This window comes from Marinifilum caeruleilacunae (assembly GCF_013141825.1).
Lineage (GTDB): Bacteria > Bacteroidota > Bacteroidia > Bacteroidales > Marinifilaceae > Marinifilum > Marinifilum caeruleilacunae.
In genome coordinates this window covers 14,641-32,041 of sequence record NZ_RZNH01000015.1, presented here as the reverse complement: position 1 = coordinate 32,041, position 17,401 = coordinate 14,641, and the positions used below count along the sequence as shown (strand labels likewise).

16 protein-coding genes are annotated in these 17,401 nt (G+C 37.5%); 6 read left to right on the top strand and 10 right to left on the bottom strand.

The features are described from left to right. Complete coding sequence (locus tag ELS83_RS10465) at nucleotides 1–855, top strand: aminotransferase class IV (RefSeq protein WP_171595522.1); 855 nt, start codon at nucleotides 1–3, stop codon at nucleotides 853–855. An 11-nt stretch (nucleotides 856–866) separates the two neighbouring features. Here the strand turns inward: ELS83_RS10465 and ELS83_RS10460 are convergent, their stop codons facing one another. Next, nucleotides 867–1,457, bottom strand: a complete 591-nt coding sequence (locus ELS83_RS10460) for a YqgE/AlgH family protein (RefSeq protein ID WP_346728156.1) — start codon at nucleotides 1,455–1,457, stop codon at nucleotides 867–869. A gap of 154 nt (nucleotides 1,458–1,611) precedes the next feature. On the opposite strand from ELS83_RS10460, the gene ELS83_RS10455 reads away from it, so the two are divergent. Beyond that, complete coding sequence (locus ELS83_RS10455; RefSeq protein ID WP_171595521.1) at nucleotides 1,612–3,528, top strand: Na+/H+ antiporter NhaC family protein; 1,917 nt, start codon at nucleotides 1,612–1,614, stop codon at nucleotides 3,526–3,528. Between the two features lie 241 nt (nucleotides 3,529–3,769). Here ELS83_RS10455 and ELS83_RS10450 read toward each other — a convergent pair whose 3' ends face one another. Together ELS83_RS10450 and ELS83_RS10445 are read right to left on the bottom strand one after the other, a co-directional pair. Next, nucleotides 3,770–4,252, bottom strand: a complete 483-nt coding sequence (locus tag ELS83_RS10450; RefSeq protein WP_171595520.1) for an arsinothricin resistance N-acetyltransferase ArsN1 family B — start codon at nucleotides 4,250–4,252, stop codon at nucleotides 3,770–3,772. A 672-nt stretch (nucleotides 4,253–4,924) separates the two neighbouring features. After that, complete coding sequence (locus ELS83_RS10445) at nucleotides 4,925–7,369, bottom strand: alpha-ketoacid dehydrogenase subunit alpha/beta (protein ID WP_171595519.1); 2,445 nt, start codon at nucleotides 7,367–7,369, stop codon at nucleotides 4,925–4,927. 232 nt (nucleotides 7,370–7,601) lie between these two features. On the opposite strand from ELS83_RS10445, the gene ELS83_RS10440 reads away from it, so the two are divergent. Continuing rightward, complete coding sequence (locus ELS83_RS10440; RefSeq protein WP_171595493.1) at nucleotides 7,602–7,847, top strand: hypothetical protein; 246 nt, start codon at nucleotides 7,602–7,604, stop codon at nucleotides 7,845–7,847. 107 nt (nucleotides 7,848–7,954) lie between these two features. Next, a complete protein-coding gene (locus ELS83_RS10435) occupies nucleotides 7,955–8,122 on the top strand; it encodes a hypothetical protein (protein WP_171595518.1) in 168 nt (55 codons plus the stop codon). Between the two features lie 123 nt (nucleotides 8,123–8,245). Here ELS83_RS10435 and ELS83_RS10430 read toward each other — a convergent pair whose 3' ends face one another. The 7 genes from ELS83_RS10430 to ELS83_RS10400 all read right to left on the bottom strand — a co-directional run bounded on the left by ELS83_RS10430 (nucleotide 8,246) and on the right by ELS83_RS10400 (nucleotide 15,266). Next, complete coding sequence (locus ELS83_RS10430) at nucleotides 8,246–9,250, bottom strand: FAD:protein FMN transferase (protein WP_171595517.1); 1,005 nt, start codon at nucleotides 9,248–9,250, stop codon at nucleotides 8,246–8,248. A 126-nt stretch (nucleotides 9,251–9,376) separates the two neighbouring features. Next, on the bottom strand, nucleotides 9,377–10,636 hold the full coding sequence (gene nqrF, locus ELS83_RS10425; RefSeq protein ID WP_171595516.1) for an NADH:ubiquinone reductase (Na(+)-transporting) subunit F: 1,260 nt from the start codon (nucleotides 10,634–10,636) through the stop codon (nucleotides 9,377–9,379). Between the two features lie 54 nt (nucleotides 10,637–10,690). After that, a complete protein-coding gene (gene nqrE, locus ELS83_RS10420; RefSeq protein WP_171595515.1) occupies nucleotides 10,691–11,308 on the bottom strand; it encodes an NADH:ubiquinone reductase (Na(+)-transporting) subunit E in 618 nt (205 codons plus the stop codon). A gap of 19 nt (nucleotides 11,309–11,327) precedes the next feature. Then, on the bottom strand, nucleotides 11,328–11,972 hold the full coding sequence (locus tag ELS83_RS10415; protein ID WP_171595514.1) for an NADH:ubiquinone reductase (Na(+)-transporting) subunit D: 645 nt from the start codon (nucleotides 11,970–11,972) through the stop codon (nucleotides 11,328–11,330). A 7-nt stretch (nucleotides 11,973–11,979) separates the two neighbouring features. Beyond that, entirely contained in the window at nucleotides 11,980–12,684 is a 705-nt protein-coding gene (nqrC, locus tag ELS83_RS10410; protein ID WP_171595513.1) for an NADH:ubiquinone reductase (Na(+)-transporting) subunit C, read from the bottom strand. Between the two features lie 20 nt (nucleotides 12,685–12,704). Further along, entirely contained in the window at nucleotides 12,705–13,889 is a 1,185-nt protein-coding gene (locus tag ELS83_RS10405) for an NADH:ubiquinone reductase (Na(+)-transporting) subunit B (RefSeq protein WP_171595512.1), read from the bottom strand. A gap of 21 nt (nucleotides 13,890–13,910) precedes the next feature. Beyond that, nucleotides 13,911–15,266, bottom strand: coding sequence for a Na(+)-translocating NADH-quinone reductase subunit A (locus ELS83_RS10400; protein WP_171595511.1), 1,356 nt, complete (start codon nucleotides 15,264–15,266; stop codon nucleotides 13,911–13,913). A 207-nt stretch (nucleotides 15,267–15,473) separates the two neighbouring features. On the opposite strand from ELS83_RS10400, the gene ELS83_RS10395 reads away from it, so the two are divergent. Then, complete coding sequence (locus ELS83_RS10395) at nucleotides 15,474–16,763, top strand: type IX secretion system plug protein (protein ID WP_171595510.1); 1,290 nt, start codon at nucleotides 15,474–15,476, stop codon at nucleotides 16,761–16,763. 278 nt (nucleotides 16,764–17,041) lie between these two features. Then, entirely contained in the window at nucleotides 17,042–17,398 is a 357-nt protein-coding gene (locus ELS83_RS10390; RefSeq protein WP_171595509.1) for a hypothetical protein, read from the top strand. Nucleotides 17,399–17,401 lie beyond the last annotated feature (3 nt).

The following is a 17,401-nucleotide window of genomic DNA, read 5'->3' as shown; positions in this document are numbered from 1 at the left end:
ATGAGCATATCGGAGTATATTAATCTAAACGGTGAATTATTTCCTAAGGATAGTGCTGTTTTTGGTGCTGGGAATCGAGCTTTCAGATATGGAGATTCTCTTTTTGAAACCATCCATTCCAACGGAACCGAAATACAATTTCTCGATCAGCATTTAGACCGCCTCATAAAAGGCATGAACACAATTGGGATGATTGTACCTGAAAATTTCCGGGACAAATTGAAAATCAACATCACCTACCTGATCAACAAGAACAAAGCCTTTGCAGGAACAAGAATCAGGTTAAGTGTTTTTAGAAACGATGGCGGTTTGTATACACCAAGCGACAATAACATTTCATACTTGATTGAAACTTCGCGCCTGGAAAACGACCACTATGCTTTGAACAAAAAAGGACTGAAAATTGACCTTTATAGCGAATGCAGGAAATCTTCTGGAATTATTTCACAGTTTAAAACAGGTAACTCTTTACTGTTTATCATGGCAGGTAATTACAAAAATAAAATGCGATTGGATGACTGCCTGATCCTAAATGAAAGAGGAAATCCGATTGAGAGTATCAGCTCAAACCTGTTTATTGTGAAAAACAATATTCTAATGACTCCATCAATTGAAAGTGGTGCAGTTAGTGGAATTATGCGCGAACAATTAATCGAAACTGCCCTGAAGTTAAACATGACTGTTTACGATGATTGTAACATTACCGCCAATGACCTGTTGGAGGCCGATGAAATATTTTTAAGCAATTCAATTAGCGGAATAAGATGGGTTGTGGCATACAAGGATAGAAGATATTTCAACAAAACTGCCAAGCTTTTATTGGAAGAGTTAAATCGGAACACCTTTAGATATTAAGCTGAGATTGCTTAGTTCATACTTGGATTTTCGGGGAAATTAGACCACATGCGGTATCGTCCACCCAGTTTTCTAAGCGATTGTTCCCACAAATCGTCGTTATTAAGGCTCATGATACTTCGCACATCGATTTGGCTTACCAACCATGAGTTTTCTTTAATTTCCTCGTTTAGCTGACCCGAACTCCAACCAGAATAACCGGCAAAAAATCTCACCTGGTGAGGAAGTACTTTTTTCTGTTCAATCAAATCCTTTAAAACACTGAAATCGCCTCCCCAGTAAAGGTTATCGAAAATATGAATGCTGTTGGGAATTAAATCGGGTAAGGTATGGATATAGTAAATTCTGTTGGTATCAACCGGTCCTCCAACAAAAACATCTCCATCAAAATGGGCGATACTCACCAAAACTTCATCAACACTCAGGTTAATTGGCTTATTCAAAACAAATCCAACTGCACCTTCTTCATTAAATTCTGCCAACAACACAATAGAGCGTTTAAAATATCTTCCTTCCAAAAAGGGTTCGGCAATTAGTACCTTCCCTTTTTCAGGATTAATATTATTATTCTCCATTCTGAATAAATCCGAACTTCCTTCCACACTAATTATTTTAAGTTTTCAGATACAAATTAACCAATTTTGCGAAAGAAAAAAAGATTTCTCCCCTGCTAAAATCTGATTAGTTCTTTCCAATTCATTAGTACAAGGCAGACAAAATAATTATATTTAACATTCTCTAACCAAATTGCCCGGAATGAATAAAAAATCTGCCCTCTCACTACTGTTTGTTTTATTCTTGATTTTAAATCAAGTCGCATTTGCCGAAACTAATAAAGATGAAACAAGATCAGACGATTTTCGCATTGAGCTTCCCAAAATTATTATTTCCGATATCCCTTCTGAAATTACCATTCATTACCAATCTGATGGTGATTCTGTGTTGGTGAAGCTTAACCAAACGGAAATGTGGCACAAAGCGGATACAGATAAAATTGTAGTCCCTTTTGTGTTTAAGGGCAACGATCGGATACAAGTAAGCATTTCAGAACAGAGTAGAGCTGTTAATTATTCGGCCATTCCACTTTGGATGTCGATATTACCACCACTTATTGCAATTTTAATGGCATTGGTATTTAAAGAGGTGTTTTCGGCTCTTTTTGTAGGTTTATTCACGGGCACGCTCATCATTTTTACTTACCAGGATATTTCTTTTTTTACGGCATTTTTTAAGGCGATATTCGCAATTTCCGACACCTATATCATACAATCACTTGCCGATACAGGTCATATTTCCATCATTGTATTTTCCATGCTAATTGGAGCCATGGTGAACCTGATTACTCAAAATGGCGGTATGCAAGGCGTGGTAAACAAATTATCGCGATTCGCCAATAGTTCCAGATCAGGACAGATTGTTACCTGGATTTTGGGTGTGCTGATTTTCTTCGACGATTACGCCAATACACTGGTCGTGGGGAACACCATGCGACCTGTAACAGACCGATTAAAAATCTCGCGTGAAAAGCTGGCATACATTGTCGATTCTACGGCTGCTCCAGTTGCTTCCATTGCCATGATAACAACCTGGATTGGCATTGAGCTGAGCTATATTCAATCGGCAACGGTTCAGATCAATATCGACGAAAGTGCTTACAGTATCTTTTTAAACTCATTGCCCACCCGCTTCTACCCTTTCTTTACCTTGTTTTTTATTCTCATGATTGTGATCATGAAAAGAGATTTTGGCCCGATGTACAAAGCTGAGCAAAGGGCGAAGTCTGAAGAAAAAATTTCGGAAGTAAAACAGAAAAACAATGATGAAGTTGAGAGCATAGAGATTTCTGATGAAATTCCCACCAGGTGGTACAATGCAGGAATCCCTGTAATGGTAGTTATTTTTGGAACTTTTGCCGGTTTAATATACACAGGCTGGAGTAGTGAAGTCTGGAATGATTCAGCAGTATCTTTTGGAACAAAGCTGTCTCATATTATTGGGGCATCCGATTCGTACCTGGCACTTTTGTGGTCGTCCATTTCGGCTGTATTGGTTGCTGCAGCATTAAGCATTGGACAAAGAATTCTGAGTCTTAAGAAAACCATCGATGCCTTGGTAAAAGGCTTCAAAACCATGCTCACTGCTATTCTAATCCTGATACTGGCCTGGGCTCTTGCCGATATCACAAAAGATTTGCATACTGCCGACTTTATTTCGAAAATATTAATAGCAACGGAAGTTCCTCCACAATTTTTGCCAAGCTTTACTTTTATATTATCGGCACTAATCGCTTTCTCTACAGGTTCATCCTGGGGAACAATGGCCATTCTTTATCCATTAATTCTTCCGGCATCCTGGGCCTTATGTCACTCGGCAGGCTTGGCCGATGCACAAAGCATGGATATTTTTTACATTACCGTTTCGGCAATTTTGGCAGGATCTGTTCTTGGTGATCATTGTTCTCCAATATCAGATACAACCATTTTAAGTTCCCTGGCGAGTTCTTGTAATCATATAGAGCATGTACGCACCCAATTGCCATATGCTCTTACAGTTGGTTCAGTAGCTATACTTTTGGGTTTAATTCCAGCAGCCTATGGCGTTAGTTCCTGGATTTTAATTCCTACAGGATTTTTAACACTGTTTCTAATTGTAAAATTCTTTGGAAAGAAGTAAAGAAAAAACCCGGCATATTAAGGGGTAATGCCGGGTGAAAAATTTTATGTTGATTTGTAAATTATCTTCTCAGACAATTAACCACTAACCACAATGAATCAAACCAACACTAACTAAAAGTTTTCTACTATAAAGACGATTAAAAAGGGAAAATAGGTTACTTTTTGGGCCATTTTCTTTCATTTTTTAACAAACTTTAACTTTTAGTGCCGATTTTGGGTCATTTTTAGCTTAATCTGTTTTAAAATATTAATTGCCAATAGCCTACATCCAACCATTGATTAAACTTGTAACCAACCTCTTTAAACTGTCCAGTTTTTTTGAATCCAAATTTCTCATGCAATGCAACGCTCGAATCGTTTGGTAGGGTGATTCCCCCAATTGCGACATGCAAGTCCATTGCTCGAAGGTCAGATATCAACTTTCCATATAGTAATGTGCCTATTCCTCGAGCTCCAAAATCAGGATGAAGGTAAACGGTTGTTTCAACCGAAAATTGATACGAACGTCGGGGTTTCCATTCACTGGCATAGGCATAACCCACAAGAGTATCATTCAATATGTAAACATACCATGGGTATTTTTCAAGAACTTTTGAAATTCTTTTCTCAATTTCCTTTGCAGATACCTCCTCCTCTTCGAAAGTTACAACTGTATTTTTAATGTAGTAATTGTATATTCTGCTAATGGCCTCAGCATCAGCAATAGTGGCTATACGAATCATTTTAGTTTTGATTAATCATGTAATCAAAAGTAAAAAAAAACGATCATCCCCCCTAAGAATGACCGTTTCAATGCTATATATATAGCCCTTTAGAATTGTGCCCAATTATATCTTTACCATTATCGTCGGCACGAACGAACGAACTAAAAAGTTATTCTTAACAAGACCCCTATTTCTTGTCTTGAACAATACTAAAACAGGGAAGTATATAAAAAGGGTGACAAAAGAATTTAAAAAAATTGTTTTTTTCACCAACTAAATCATAACACTCTCTTTTTCTTACTGTTTAGGAGGTTAAGAAAACTTAAACAATCAAATTCACCTTTGCTGTCATGAGGGCTTAATCACACATTCGCATTACATTCTGGTAGGGGCAAGTAGGATTTTCTTTTTGTTGAATTTGATTTTCGAAGCAGATAAAAAAAAGCAATCACTTTTAAGGGAAGTGATTGCTTCTGCAAGTATATTTAGCTTAATCGTTTGTATTGTTGGGAAGAATTACCACATTGCATCCAACTACTACTAACTAAAAGCCTATTGAGAAAATACCCACTAAGTAATTCTCTCAATCATATATAAGACAGTTTAGTTCCAAAAAAGGGTGAAAGCCTCATCAAAAAAAAATCCACAAACTTTTCAATTTGTGGATTCATTATCAATATGATGTTCTTTCTATTCTGTATAAATCGAAGGAAATTTACCTGGATTTGATTCTCTCATGATATCGTAAATTACTTCAAAAACGTCCTCAGCATTAGGGTTAGAGAAGTAGTCTCCATCAGTTCCATAAGCAGGTCGATGATCTTTTGCAGTAATTGTTCTTGGTTCCGAATCTAAATAGAAATAAGCTTTCTGATCTTCCAATACTTTTTGCATCATAAATGCTGTAGCTCCACCCGGAACATCCTCATCGAAAAATACAATGCGATTGGTTTTCTTCACCGACTCCAAAATTCTTTGATTTACATCGAATGGCAGTAAAGTTTGCACATCGATCAATTCCACTGAAATGTTAAAATCTTTCAGCTGTTTCACTGCATCTTCGGCAATTCTAACACATGAGCCATAAGTCACTAAAGTGATATCGGAACCTTCATTTAAAACCTCAGGAACACCTAAGGCCGTTTTAAATTCTCCTAAATTTTCAGGCATTTTTTCCTTTAAACGATAGCCATTTAAAGGTTCTATAACCAATGCAGGTTCATCCGATTCCAGAAGGGAGTTGTACAATCCTGCTGCCACAGTCATATTTCTTGGCACACAAACATGTACTCCACGTATCGAATTAATTACCATACTTAGAGGTGATCCTGAATGCCAGATTCCTTCCAAACGGTGACCACGAGTACGAATAATCACTGGTGATTTCTGACCTCCCTTGGTTCTATACTGCATGGTGGCCAAATCGTCGCTCATGGTTTGCAGTGCATATAGAAGGTAATCGAAGTATTGAATTTCCGCAATGGGTCTTAATCCGCGTAAAGCGAGGCCAATACCTTGCCCCAGAATCGTTGCTTCACGAATACCGGTATCTGTTACGCGAAGTTCTCCAAATTTCTCCTGCATCCCTTCCAAACTTTGGTTCACACCTCCAATAAAACCCGTGTCCTCACCAAAAGTCAGTAAAAGTGGATATTTGGTAAATAATTTTTCAAAATTATCACGCAGAACCTCTCGCCCATTTACAGTTTTTGAATTCTCACCATAAACAGGTTCTACCGGTTCAATATTGCTAATTTTTAGTCCTGTTTCGCTGTACAGGTGACTACTGTATCTTTCCTCATTTTCGGCAATGGTATTTTTCAACCACACCTGTAGCTGCGACTTCAAAGGTTTAAAGCTTTCGCAATTAGAACAGATATGCCTTAAGATTTTCTTGGCAGCACTCACATTGTCTTTACGAACCGGGTGAATCACTTTCTTCAAACCAGAAGTGATGTTGTTGATTCGATCTGTCTTCTTGCACTTACATCCTGCATTTTCTACAAGAGTTATCAATTCATCACGTTCCTTTTTGATTGGACTGGTAAAACTCTTCCAGGCAGTCTGGCGGGCTTTCTTCACCACATCAATGGCTTCCTTTTCTATATCGTCCAGCTTATCGCTTTCAATTAATTCCATTGAAAGAATCCATTCTCTCATTTTTTTAATCGGATCGAAGTCGGCCTCCCATTGCAATCGCTCTTTCGTCTTATATCTTTCGTGCGATCCGGAAGTTGAATGTCCCAAAGGTTGGGTCATTTCTGTGACATGAAACAGTACCGGAACATGATCACGTCGGCAAAGTTCAACACCTTCTGCAAACATTTTACACAAGGCAGGGTAATCCCAACCTTTTGCTTTGTATATAAGGTAACCATCACCGTTTTCGTCCTGCTCAAAACCTTTTAATACTTCTGATATGTTTTGTTTTGTGGTTTGATATTTATTTGGAACTGAAATTCCCCATCCATCGTCCCAAACACTCATTGCCATCGGAACTTTTAGTACACCTGCGGCATTAATGGTTTCCCAAAAATGACCTTCTGAGGTACTGGAGTCTCCAATTGTTCCAAAAGCCACTTCATTTCCCTTAATGGAAAAATCGGTAAACTGATGTAAGTCTTTATTTTCACGGAATAATTTGGAGGCATATGCCAGGCCAAGTAAACGAGGCATCTGACCAGCAGTTGGCGAGATATCGGCCGATGAATTTTTTTGCTCTGTAAGGTTCTTCCACGTACCATCTTCGTTCAAACTTCTTGATGCGTAATGGTTGTTCATCAATCGTCCACCGTTTGCCGGATTTTTATCCAGTTGAGTCTCCCCAAATAATTGGGCAAAAAACTCTTCAGGTGTTAGCATTCCGGCTGCTAGCATAAAGGTCTGATCTCGGTAATATCCCGATCGCCAATCTCCATTGCGGAATGATTTTGCCATTGCAATTTGGGCAATCTCTTTTCCATCTCCAAAGATTCCAAATTTGGCCTTCCCGGTTAACACTTCCTTACGACCCAAAATACTTAACTGACGGCTTATATTTGCTATGCGGTAATCTTCAAGAACTTCGGAAGTAAAATCTTCGTATGATAGGTGATCATCCTTAGCTTCCATGTTTTCTTTTAATGTTTCTGACATATTATTTCAATTTTCTGAATTCGAAATAATTTCCCCCTTATTCCAGAATCCACGAGTGTGTTAGTGTGTTTATTTAACAGAATTTTTTTGATTTTTCTAAGATCAAATTTAGAAAGAATTATTCTAAATAAGAAAGATTACTCCAAGTATTTCAGACCTTTTATTCTTGTTTAATTTGGCTGTACAATCCTGAAATGATATATTTGCCATTAATTTATTAAGAATTATCCAAATGATTGTAAAAGTTATCCTTATAACTGCTGTTATTCTGGCAATTGGTTTTGTTGGATTTGCCATTTCTATCCTGATAAAGAAGAATGGTAGATTCCCTGAGTTGCATATAGGTAGAAATGAAGAGTTGAAGAAAAGAGGGATTAGTTGCGCTACTTCTCAACACAAAATGGAGCAGGAAAAAGCCAAAAATGCCAAGCTTCATAAAAAATTGACTCTTCTCGATAAAGAATTGGAAAGTTTGTAAAATCATTTGAATCGTTGATTTTACAAAAGTTAAAAAAGTCTAAAAACAGCTGCCGGGTAGAACATCACCTTTAACTTATGCGTATTTAGAGTAAAAAGGAGATCGTTATGGCAGTATTTTTTAAAATATTACTACTTGCAGTTTTTTTACTTATTCTGGCATTTCTTGGCTTTGCCATCAAACTTTTCGTTGATAAAAATGCCAGCTTTACAGGTGGAGGATGCAATATCTGTGCATGTAATGAAGATGAAGTAGAGTCGTGCGACACTAAATAATTGGTTATCGGTTTTCCGTTTTACTCGGTTTGTATTATTTCATAACAACTACCATTCAAACTTTTTTAAATCGAAAAACCGATAACTTATTTAAGCACTTTACATCAAAGTATCTATTTCTTCCTACTTCAGGATTTTGGCATTCAATTTTTCACTGATATATGTTGCCAGAGCACCTTCCTCATCGGTGTAGATGAAATAGGCTTCCAATTCCGGATCATTTTTCACAATTTCGATACTTTTTTCAAGTCCTAAAACCATAAAGGCGGTTGCATATGCATCGGCTTTCATACAAGTTGGAGCTACTACCGAAGCCGAAAGTAGGCTGTGTTGCACGGGATATCCCAATCGGGGATCGATGGTATGTGCATATTTTTTACCATCCTTAATATAGAACTGACGGTAATTGCCAGAGGTAGCCAATGCGCCATTTTCCAATTCCATTACGTCCTGAATTTGTCGCGACAAACTTGAAGGATCATCTATTGGCTGATCGATTCCAACTCTCCACGGACGATTCTTATTGCTATTGCCTTTTGCCCTGATTTCTCCGCCAATTTCAACCATATAATTGACAATTCCCTTCGACTCCAGGTAATCAGCTACAATATCCACTCCATAACCTTTTGCAATGGCACTGGCATCAAACATGATTCTCGGATCCTCTTTTATCACTTTTCCGCCCTGTAATTTCACTTTCTGATATCCAACTACCATTAGTAGACTATCTACCGGGATATCCTCTGGTTCGAGCTTGTTTTTAAATCCAAATCCCCATGCATTTGCAAGTGGTGCTACTGTCCAATCGAACGCTCCATCGGTAATTTGTGCTATTTGTTCACTGGTCTTAAAACAGGTGATAAAATAATCATCCAATACAACCGATGAATCATTATCATTCACCTTCGAAATCACCGATTCAGGATTGTAGGTTGATAAAGAGAAATCAAATTCTTTCAGCTTTTGCATAATTTCAACCTGCAAGTCTTCACCTTCAGGATATTCATATACAAAATGATAGAAAGTTCCAAAAACCTTCCCTTCCTTGAAATGATATGTTGCTTCCTTTTTACAGGATACAAGGGCGAAGCCAATTAGGAGCAAAAAGATATATTTATACTTATACATGATATACAATTACGAATTAAGAGGAGGCAAGTATTTCATCCTCATTGTTAATATTACTGATTCACGAAATTACACAGACTCTATAAAACAAACAAGCCCCGAAAAATCGAGGCTTGTTTTATATTGTTACGATCCGAAATCGTCAAATTCAACCATTTCGTCTGGTACTCCTAATTCATACAGCATGTTTGTAACAGCTGAGTTCATCATTGGAGGTCCACACAAGTAGTATTCGATATCTTCCGGCTCTTCGTGTTTGCTTAGGTAGTTATCGTAAATTACCTGGTGAATAAATCCTGTTGGTCCTTCCCACTTATCTTCTGGAAGTGGCTCAGAAAGTGCCAAGTGCCATTCGAAGTTCGGGAAATCAGCAGCGATAGCGTCGAACTGATCTGCGTAGAACACCTCTTTTAACGAACGAGCTCCATACCAGAAAGTAGCCTTACGACCTGTTTTCACTGTGTGGAACAAGTGGAAGATGTGTGAACGCATTGGAGCCATACCGGCACCACCACCAATAAACATCATTTCGTTGTTTGTTTCTTTGATGAAGAACTCACCATAAGGCCCCGATACAGTAACCTTATCACCTGGCTTACGCGAGAAGATGAAAGAAGAACAGATACCTGGATTTACATTCATCCAGCTGTTGTTTACTCTATCCCATGGTGGCGTAGCAATACGGATGTTCAACATCACGATGTTACCCTCTGCAGGGTGGTTAGCCATTGAGTAAGCACGATAAGTTGGCTCTGGGTTTTTCATGGTAAGATCGAACATCTTAAATTGATCCCAATCACCTCTGTACTCTTCTTCAATGTCCATATCCTTGAAATCAACATTAATCTTAGGTACATCAATCTGAATGTATCCACCTGATTTAAAGTCAAGAATTTCTCCATCAGGAAGTTTTACAACGAATTCTTTAATGAAAGTTGCAACGTTGTGGTTCGAAACCACTTCACACTCCCATTTCTTAATTCCCATAATTTCCTGAGGAATTGACATTGTCATATCCTCTTTTACTTTTACCTGGCAAGCCAAACGCCAATCGTTTTGAGCTTCTTTACGAGTAAAATATCCTGTTTCGGTTGGTAAAATTGATCCAGCTCCATCGTGTACCTGACACTTACACATTGCACAAGTACCACCTCCACCACAAGCCGATGGCAAGAAGATTTTTTCATCTCCTAAGGTACCCAAAAGAGTATTCCCTGGTTCAACAACCAATTTTAGGTCTCCCTCATTAATATCAATTGTAACCTCTCCTGAAGGAGTAAGTTTCTTCTTTGCGTACAATAGGATAGAAACCAGTACCAGTATCACAAGTAAGAAAATCACAATACTTGTGGCAATCACTGTTCCCTGTGTTGTTAATAATATCATCTCTATTCCGATTAATTTTTTAGAAAATTCAATTTACTTTATTCTGTTATCAGCTTAGAGTTTGATACCCATGAAGCTCATAAAAGCAATTCCCATTAATCCTGTTACAATAAATGTAATCCCTAATCCTCTTAATGGAGCAGGTACATTTGAGTAGCGGATTTTCTCACGAATTGCTGCAATACCTACAATGGCAAGTAACCATCCAATACCGGATCCTAAACCGAACGAGGTAGCTTCTGCTAAAGAAGTGTAACCTCTTTCCTGCATAAATAACGATCCACCTAAAATTGCACAGTTTACAGCAATCAATGGTAAGAAAATACCTAGTGATGAATATAGTGTTGGTGCAAATTTTTCAACAATCATTTCCACCAATTGTACCATAGAAGCAATTACGGCAATAAACATGATAAAGCTTAAGAAGCTTAAATCAACATCTGCCATCGAAGGATCTAGCCAAACTAGTGCTCCTTCTGCCAATATGTATTTGTTTAGCATGTAGTTCGCAGGAACTGTAATTCCCAATACGAAGATTACTGCCAAACCAAGACCCATAGAAGTTTTAACGGTTTTCGAAACCGCAAGGTACGAACACATTCCAAAGAAATATGCGAATACCATGTTGTCGATAAAGATCGACTTGACAAATATATTAATCAGATTTTCCATGTTTCGATTTTTCTTTTGATTAGTTCGACTCAATTAAGGATTTATCCTTAGATCTTTGTACCCAAATAATGATTCCTACTACAACCAAAGCCATTGGAGGTAGAATCATTAATCCGTTGTTCTCGTAACCCATATCGTAAACTGCCTGAGGAATTACCTGGAAACCATAAAGTGTTCCCGATCCTAACAATTCACGGAAGAAAGCTACAATTACAAGGATGATACCGTATCCGGCTGCATTACCAATACCATCAAGGAATGCTGGCCAAGGTCTGTTACCAAGTGCAAAAGCCTCTAAACGTCCCATGATAATACAGTTTGTAATAATCAAACCTACAAATACCGATAGCTGTTTACTTACATCGTAAGCAAATGCTTTCAATACCTGGTCTACAAGAATTACCAATGCGGCAATTACAACCAACTGTACAATGATTCGAATTCTTGAAGGAATTGTATGTCTTAATAATGATATAATTACATTAGCAAGGGCCAATACTGCTGTAACCGAAATTGTTAAAACCACTGCAGGTTCCAACTTAGCAGTTACTGCCAAGGCCGAACAGATCCCCAATACCTGAACGGTAATCGGGTTATCGCTTCCCAAAGGATTGGTAAGCAATTTTCGATTCTTAGCTGAGAATAATGGTTCTTTATCGCTCATCTCGTGCTTATTTTGAAGATTTTAAAAACTTTTCATAACTGCTAAGGTTATCAAGAAGCATTGCTTCAAAACCTTTAGACGTAACAGTACCACCCGATACTGCATCGAACTGGTGAAGATTTCCACTAGCTGTACCTTTTACCATGATAATAGAGGTAAATTTTCCAGCTTCATTGAAAATTTGCTTTCCGATGAATTGATCCTGAAAAGCAGGAGTAGAAATTTCGGCCCCCAAACCAGGTGTTTCGCCTTGATGAGCAAAAGTTGCCCCAAAAATGGTATTCCCATCTTTTTCCATTGCGATGTATCCCCAAAGTGGTCCCCACATTCCTTTACCTCTTACCGGCAAAATCATTTTCTCGCCAACACCTTCTTTGTTGAAAACAAAAACAGGCAAATCTCTTTCTTCAAGATCTTTTTTAGCCTCTCTTTTCAAATCAACCTTAAAGGTTGCATCTTTATCTTCCGATTTAACAGTTCCTTCCGAGCTAACAGTAAAAGCTTTCACGATATACTGATCATACAACTTTTCAGCATCGGCAGGAGTAGAAGAAACACCCACAGCATTTAGGATGTCTTGCTTTTTCTCAATTTCCCTGTTCTTGTTCTGACGAGGTTTTAATTGTAAAGCAGTAAATGAAAGAACTGCAGCTACAATTAGCACCATTACAGAAGCATAAAGGAAAGTATATGTATTACTATTCGTATTCATGTCTTAGTTTGATTATTTAATTAAGCTTTCACCTTAACTCGTTTCAATCTTCTCTTCACATTTCCTTGAACAACATAGTGGTCGATCAACGGTGCGAATGTATTCATGAAAAGAATTGCCAACATCATCGCTTCAGGGAAACCTGCATTCACAACGCGAATTAATACTGCAAGTAATCCGATTAAGAAACCGTAAATGTATTTACCACGTGTTGTTTGAGTAGCTGATACCGGATCGGTTGCCATAAATACAGCACCAAATGCAAATCCACCTAATAGTAAGTGTTGATATGCAGGAATATCAGTCATATAAGCATTCACTCCAATTAAATTGAAGATGGTTCCCATTACAAGTCCTCCGGCAAACACAGACAGCATAATTCTCCAGCTACCAATTCCTGTTGCAATAAGGACAACGGCTCCGATTAAAATTGCAAGAGTTGATGTTTCCCCAATTGATCCCGGGATCAATCCAACAAACATATCCCATGAATTACTCAAATGCTGTTCGATAATCGAAGTTGCTGCTTCCGAACCTCCTTTATACTCTGCTAAAGATGCAGCGTGAGCTAGTGGAGTTGCTCCTGAAAAGCTATCTGCTTTTTCTGCAATCCAAACGGCATCACCCGACATTTTAGATGGGTAAGCAAAGAAGAAGAATGCACGAGCAACCAAAGCAGGGTTCCAAATGTTCATTCCGGTACCACCGAATACTTCTTTACCAATAACTACTGCAAATGCGGTAGAAACTGCTACCATCCAAAGTGGAGCTTCAACTGGCATCACCAAAGGAATTAACATACCTGAAACAAGGAAACCCTCGTTTACAGCATGTCCTCTCATTTGCGCAAAGGCAAATTCGATTCCCAAACCAACTACGTATGAAACAACAACAATTGGTAATACTTTAATTAAACCATAAACAAACATATCCATCAAGTCCGCTGTTTCGCCTACCGATAGAAAATGCTGATATCCTATATTGTACATACCAAACAACAAGGATGGAATAAGGGCCATAACAACCACAGACATCGTACGCTTCAAATCGATAGCATCCTTGATGTGTGTACCCGTTTTGGAGGTATGATCAGGAACAAACAAGAAAGTTTCAAAAGCGTCGAAAGTAGACTGCAACTTTGCAAACTTGCCCCCTTTTTCAAATAAAGGTTTCTTTTTATCAAGAAATTTTCTAAGTGCTTTCATTGTATATTATTATCCGTTTTTTTAGCTCATTTCTTTAATCATCAGATCAATTCCCTGACGTACGATATCCTGAACATCAATTTTAGAAGTACACACAAACTCGCATAGTGCGAAATCTTCTGGTGCAACTTCGTAAATCCCTAATTGTTCCATTTGATCGATATCTTCAACCAAAATTGATTTAATCAGGTGAACAGGCAATACATCCATAGGAAGAACTTTCTCATACTCTCCGGAAACAACGTAAGCACGGTGCTCTCCATGTAGGTTCGCATCCAAACGGTACTCTTTGTTTGGTGTTAACCAAGAGAAAAAGGATTTAGACATTGAGAATTTACTTAAACCTGGCAATGCCCAGCCTAAGAATTCATGCTTATCTCCTTCTGGAATTACTGTAATTTGTGAATCGTACATGCCTAAAAAACCATCTTCTGGAATTTTTGAACCAGTAAGTACGTTTCCTGAAATCACACGAATGGTTTCGTCATCTTTCAGTTTACCTTTTAATATGTTTCGAACTGAAGTTCCTGTAATGGTTTCGAAATAACAAGGTGTTTTTACTTCAGAACCACAAAGTGCTACTTTACGACTTACATCGTAAACACCTTTTTGGAACAATCGACCAATGAAAATAACTTCTTGTGGACGAACAACCCAAGCCGTTTCTCCCTTATTAATAGGATCGATGTGGTGAATTTGTACACCAACATTACCCGCAGGGTGAATACCAGTAAATTTGTTTACAGTCGCATTTTTCACTTCTGAAAACACTTTTGCCTGGTTCATGTTTGGATTCACGTTCAAATGAACTTTTCCGTCGGTTAATTTTGCAAGAGCGTCAATACCCGCCTGGAATGCTTCTGCCTCCCCTTCTACAAGGAAATCAACATCGGCAGCCAAAGGTGCTGAATCGAATGCAGAAACAAAGATTGCTTTTGGTGTATCCTGTGGTTTCGCGATTACGTCGTAAGGACGTTGACGAATAAAGGCCCAAAGACCACTTTTAAGTAACTCTTCTTTAACCTCTTCGCGCGAAAGACCATTCGGATCAGCTTTTTTAAACTCTTCGTATTGGATTTCTGCGTCGGCTTGAACAACTACTTCTAAAATCTTTCTTCGTTCTCCTCTGTTTACGGCAATTACTTTACCACTTACCGGAGAAGCAAAATTAATTTCAGGGCTGTACTTATCAAAAAATAAAGGACTTCCAGCCTTTACTTCAGTATCAACCTTAACTTTTAATTTTGGTGTTAATCCAGGAAAATCGGTAGGTTTAATTGCGTATGTCTCAGAACGATCAGCTTTTTCAAGTACTTTTTCAGCCTTTCCTATCAGCTTAATATCTAAGCCTTTTTTGATCTTTTTAACTTCAGACATGTTAAACTATTTGATTTTATTAATTTGCGTCAAAAATAAATAAATAAAACTCTAATTCATAATAGAACCAAGTCTTGGCTTGTGTTCTAAAACGATTGAGAACATGTTTTGTAATACATGTAAAAAATTCGCACACAAATATATAAAGCAATTTCCTTATTTTTTAAGTTTTTGGTTTATTTTTAACCAATATATATACATATCAATATGCGTAAAAATTTCCTTATATCACTTCTCTTGTGTTTAACCTTAATTTCAGCAACTTGCAACACCTATGCTTCCGATTATGATTTCGTATATCGCAATGAAATCAAGAAAAAAAGCATTCATACTGTTCAAATGTTTCCCATTGGATGGGAACTGGCTGCTCCGGTTATCGAATTAAAAGGAGATAATCAGCTCCTTTTTTCTTTTGACGAAATTAAAGAAAATATTCAAGATTACTCCTATAGAATTATACATTGTGATAAAAATTGGTACAATTCTGGCTTAAGTGAGTTCGATTTTCTGGAAGGTTTTTCGGAAAATCAGATTAGCGATTACGAACATTCCTTTAATACGAATGTAAATTATATCCACTACAGTGTAAAAATTCCTAACAATGATATCAGCCTAAAACTATCGGGCAATTACGTAATTGAAGTATACGAAGATTTTGATCCTGAAAAGGTAATTGTTCGACAACGATTTATGATTCTGGATTCGAAAGTTGATATTAAAGGAATCGTGAAACATCCTGTAAATATCGAAAAAAGAGAATCGCACCAGGAGATTGATTTTAGCATTCTTCATCCGAATTTTAAAATTGACAACCCACAACTCGATTTAAATGTAGTGTTGACCCAAAACAACAGGTTGGATGGGACTGAGAAAAAATTAAAACCGATTTTTATCCGTAAAAACGAGTTGGTATTCGATTATGAAGATGAAAATATTTTTCCGGGCGGTAACGAGTTTCGCAATTTCGATCTGAAAAGTTTACGATATCAAACCCGTTTTATCAGGGAAATAACACGGGTAAACGATACTACAACGGTTTTGCTTTCGCCTGGTAATAACCGCCATTTTAAGCAATACATTTTCGATCAGGACATTAACGGAAACTACCTTGTTGAAGTGCAGGAAAGGGATATCCCTGCAACCGAAGCAGATTATGCCTATATCACCTTTACATTGCCGATGGATAATGAGCTAAAACATGGTGATTTTTATGTGCATGGAAATTTTAACAACTGGCAATGCAACCAAAGAAATAAAATGCACTACGATTTTGACAAAGGAGCCTATGTTTCAAAAATTTTCATGAAACAGGGATACTACAATTACCAGTTTGCTTTGGTCGATCACAAATCGAAAATTCCTGACACGGGTTACATTGAAGGCAACCATTGGGAAACAGAAAACGACTATATCATTTTTGTGTATTATCACGACATTGCACTGAACTACGATATGCTGATTGGCTATAAAACCATTAATTCGACAGAAAGATTTTAAGCCCATAAATACCCTATTGAGGACTAAATTAAAGACGCAGATTATTAAGATCTGATATGATGGATTATGATTTTGTCTTCAAAATAATTTCCATTTAAACACAGTATGATAGAAAATGAATAGGCATTCTTAATCTGCGTTTATCTTTATAATCATATAGATCAGCGTTTAAACATCAACATGTTTTAGAATCACTTCTAAAACGAAAAAAAATAATACTTTTGACTCCGAATTAGTAAGATTCATTATCTTGCTGACTGCAATTAAAAAATAGAATTATGACGTCTGTACAAAAAATCGGTAAACAAAGAACTGATTTGCAGGTATTCAGACGATGGAGCAGAAAATCGTATGCTGCATTTGCAAGCATGAACCAGGAAATTAAAATTTCCAACATGAATGCAAGTTACAACCTATTGGTTCCATCGAAAGAATCCGGCTTTTCGGGATTCTGTTTTTTACCAGAAAGCGGACGGGATAAAAATGAATTGGATGAACCGGATCTTATAGCATCCGAAATCATCGAAATGCTGGTGATACAGAACGAAAGTAGAAAAATCACCAATGGGAAAGAGTCCGGCATAGTGTCGAATAAGATTCTTTCTGCTCAAATTTTATCCTTTCCTAAAAATTAAACG

Coding starts and splice junctions, on each gene's coding strand:
- ELS83_RS10465 (WP_171595522.1), top strand. CDS start 1: ATGAGCATATCGGAGTATATTAATCTAAACGGTGAATTATTTCCTAAG.
- ELS83_RS10455 (WP_171595521.1), top strand. CDS start 1,612: ATGAATAAAAAATCTGCCCTCTCACTACTGTTTGTTTTATTCTTGATT.
- ELS83_RS10450 (WP_171595520.1), bottom strand. CDS start 4,252: ATGATTCGTATAGCCACTATTGCTGATGCTGAGGCCATTAGCAGAATA.
- ELS83_RS10445 (WP_171595519.1), bottom strand. CDS start 7,369: ATGTCAGAAACATTAAAAGAAAACATGGAAGCTAAGGATGATCACCTA.
- ELS83_RS10440 (WP_171595493.1), top strand. CDS start 7,602: ATGATTGTAAAAGTTATCCTTATAACTGCTGTTATTCTGGCAATTGGT.
- ELS83_RS10435 (WP_171595518.1), top strand. CDS start 7,955: ATGGCAGTATTTTTTAAAATATTACTACTTGCAGTTTTTTTACTTATT.
- ELS83_RS10430 (WP_171595517.1), bottom strand. CDS start 9,250: ATGTATAAGTATAAATATATCTTTTTGCTCCTAATTGGCTTCGCCCTT.
- nqrF (WP_171595516.1), bottom strand. CDS start 10,636: ATGATATTATTAACAACACAGGGAACAGTGATTGCCACAAGTATTGTG.
- nqrE (WP_171595515.1), bottom strand. CDS start 11,308: ATGGAAAATCTGATTAATATATTTGTCAAGTCGATCTTTATCGACAAC.
- ELS83_RS10415 (WP_171595514.1), bottom strand. CDS start 11,972: ATGAGCGATAAAGAACCATTATTCTCAGCTAAGAATCGAAAATTGCTT.
- nqrC (WP_171595513.1), bottom strand. CDS start 12,684: ATGAATACGAATAGTAATACATATACTTTCCTTTATGCTTCTGTAATG.
- ELS83_RS10405 (WP_171595512.1), bottom strand. CDS start 13,889: ATGAAAGCACTTAGAAAATTTCTTGATAAAAAGAAACCTTTATTTGAA.
- ELS83_RS10400 (WP_171595511.1), bottom strand. CDS start 15,266: ATGTCTGAAGTTAAAAAGATCAAAAAAGGCTTAGATATTAAGCTGATA.
- ELS83_RS10395 (WP_171595510.1), top strand. CDS start 15,474: ATGCGTAAAAATTTCCTTATATCACTTCTCTTGTGTTTAACCTTAATT.
- ELS83_RS10390 (WP_171595509.1), top strand. CDS start 17,042: ATGACGTCTGTACAAAAAATCGGTAAACAAAGAACTGATTTGCAGGTA.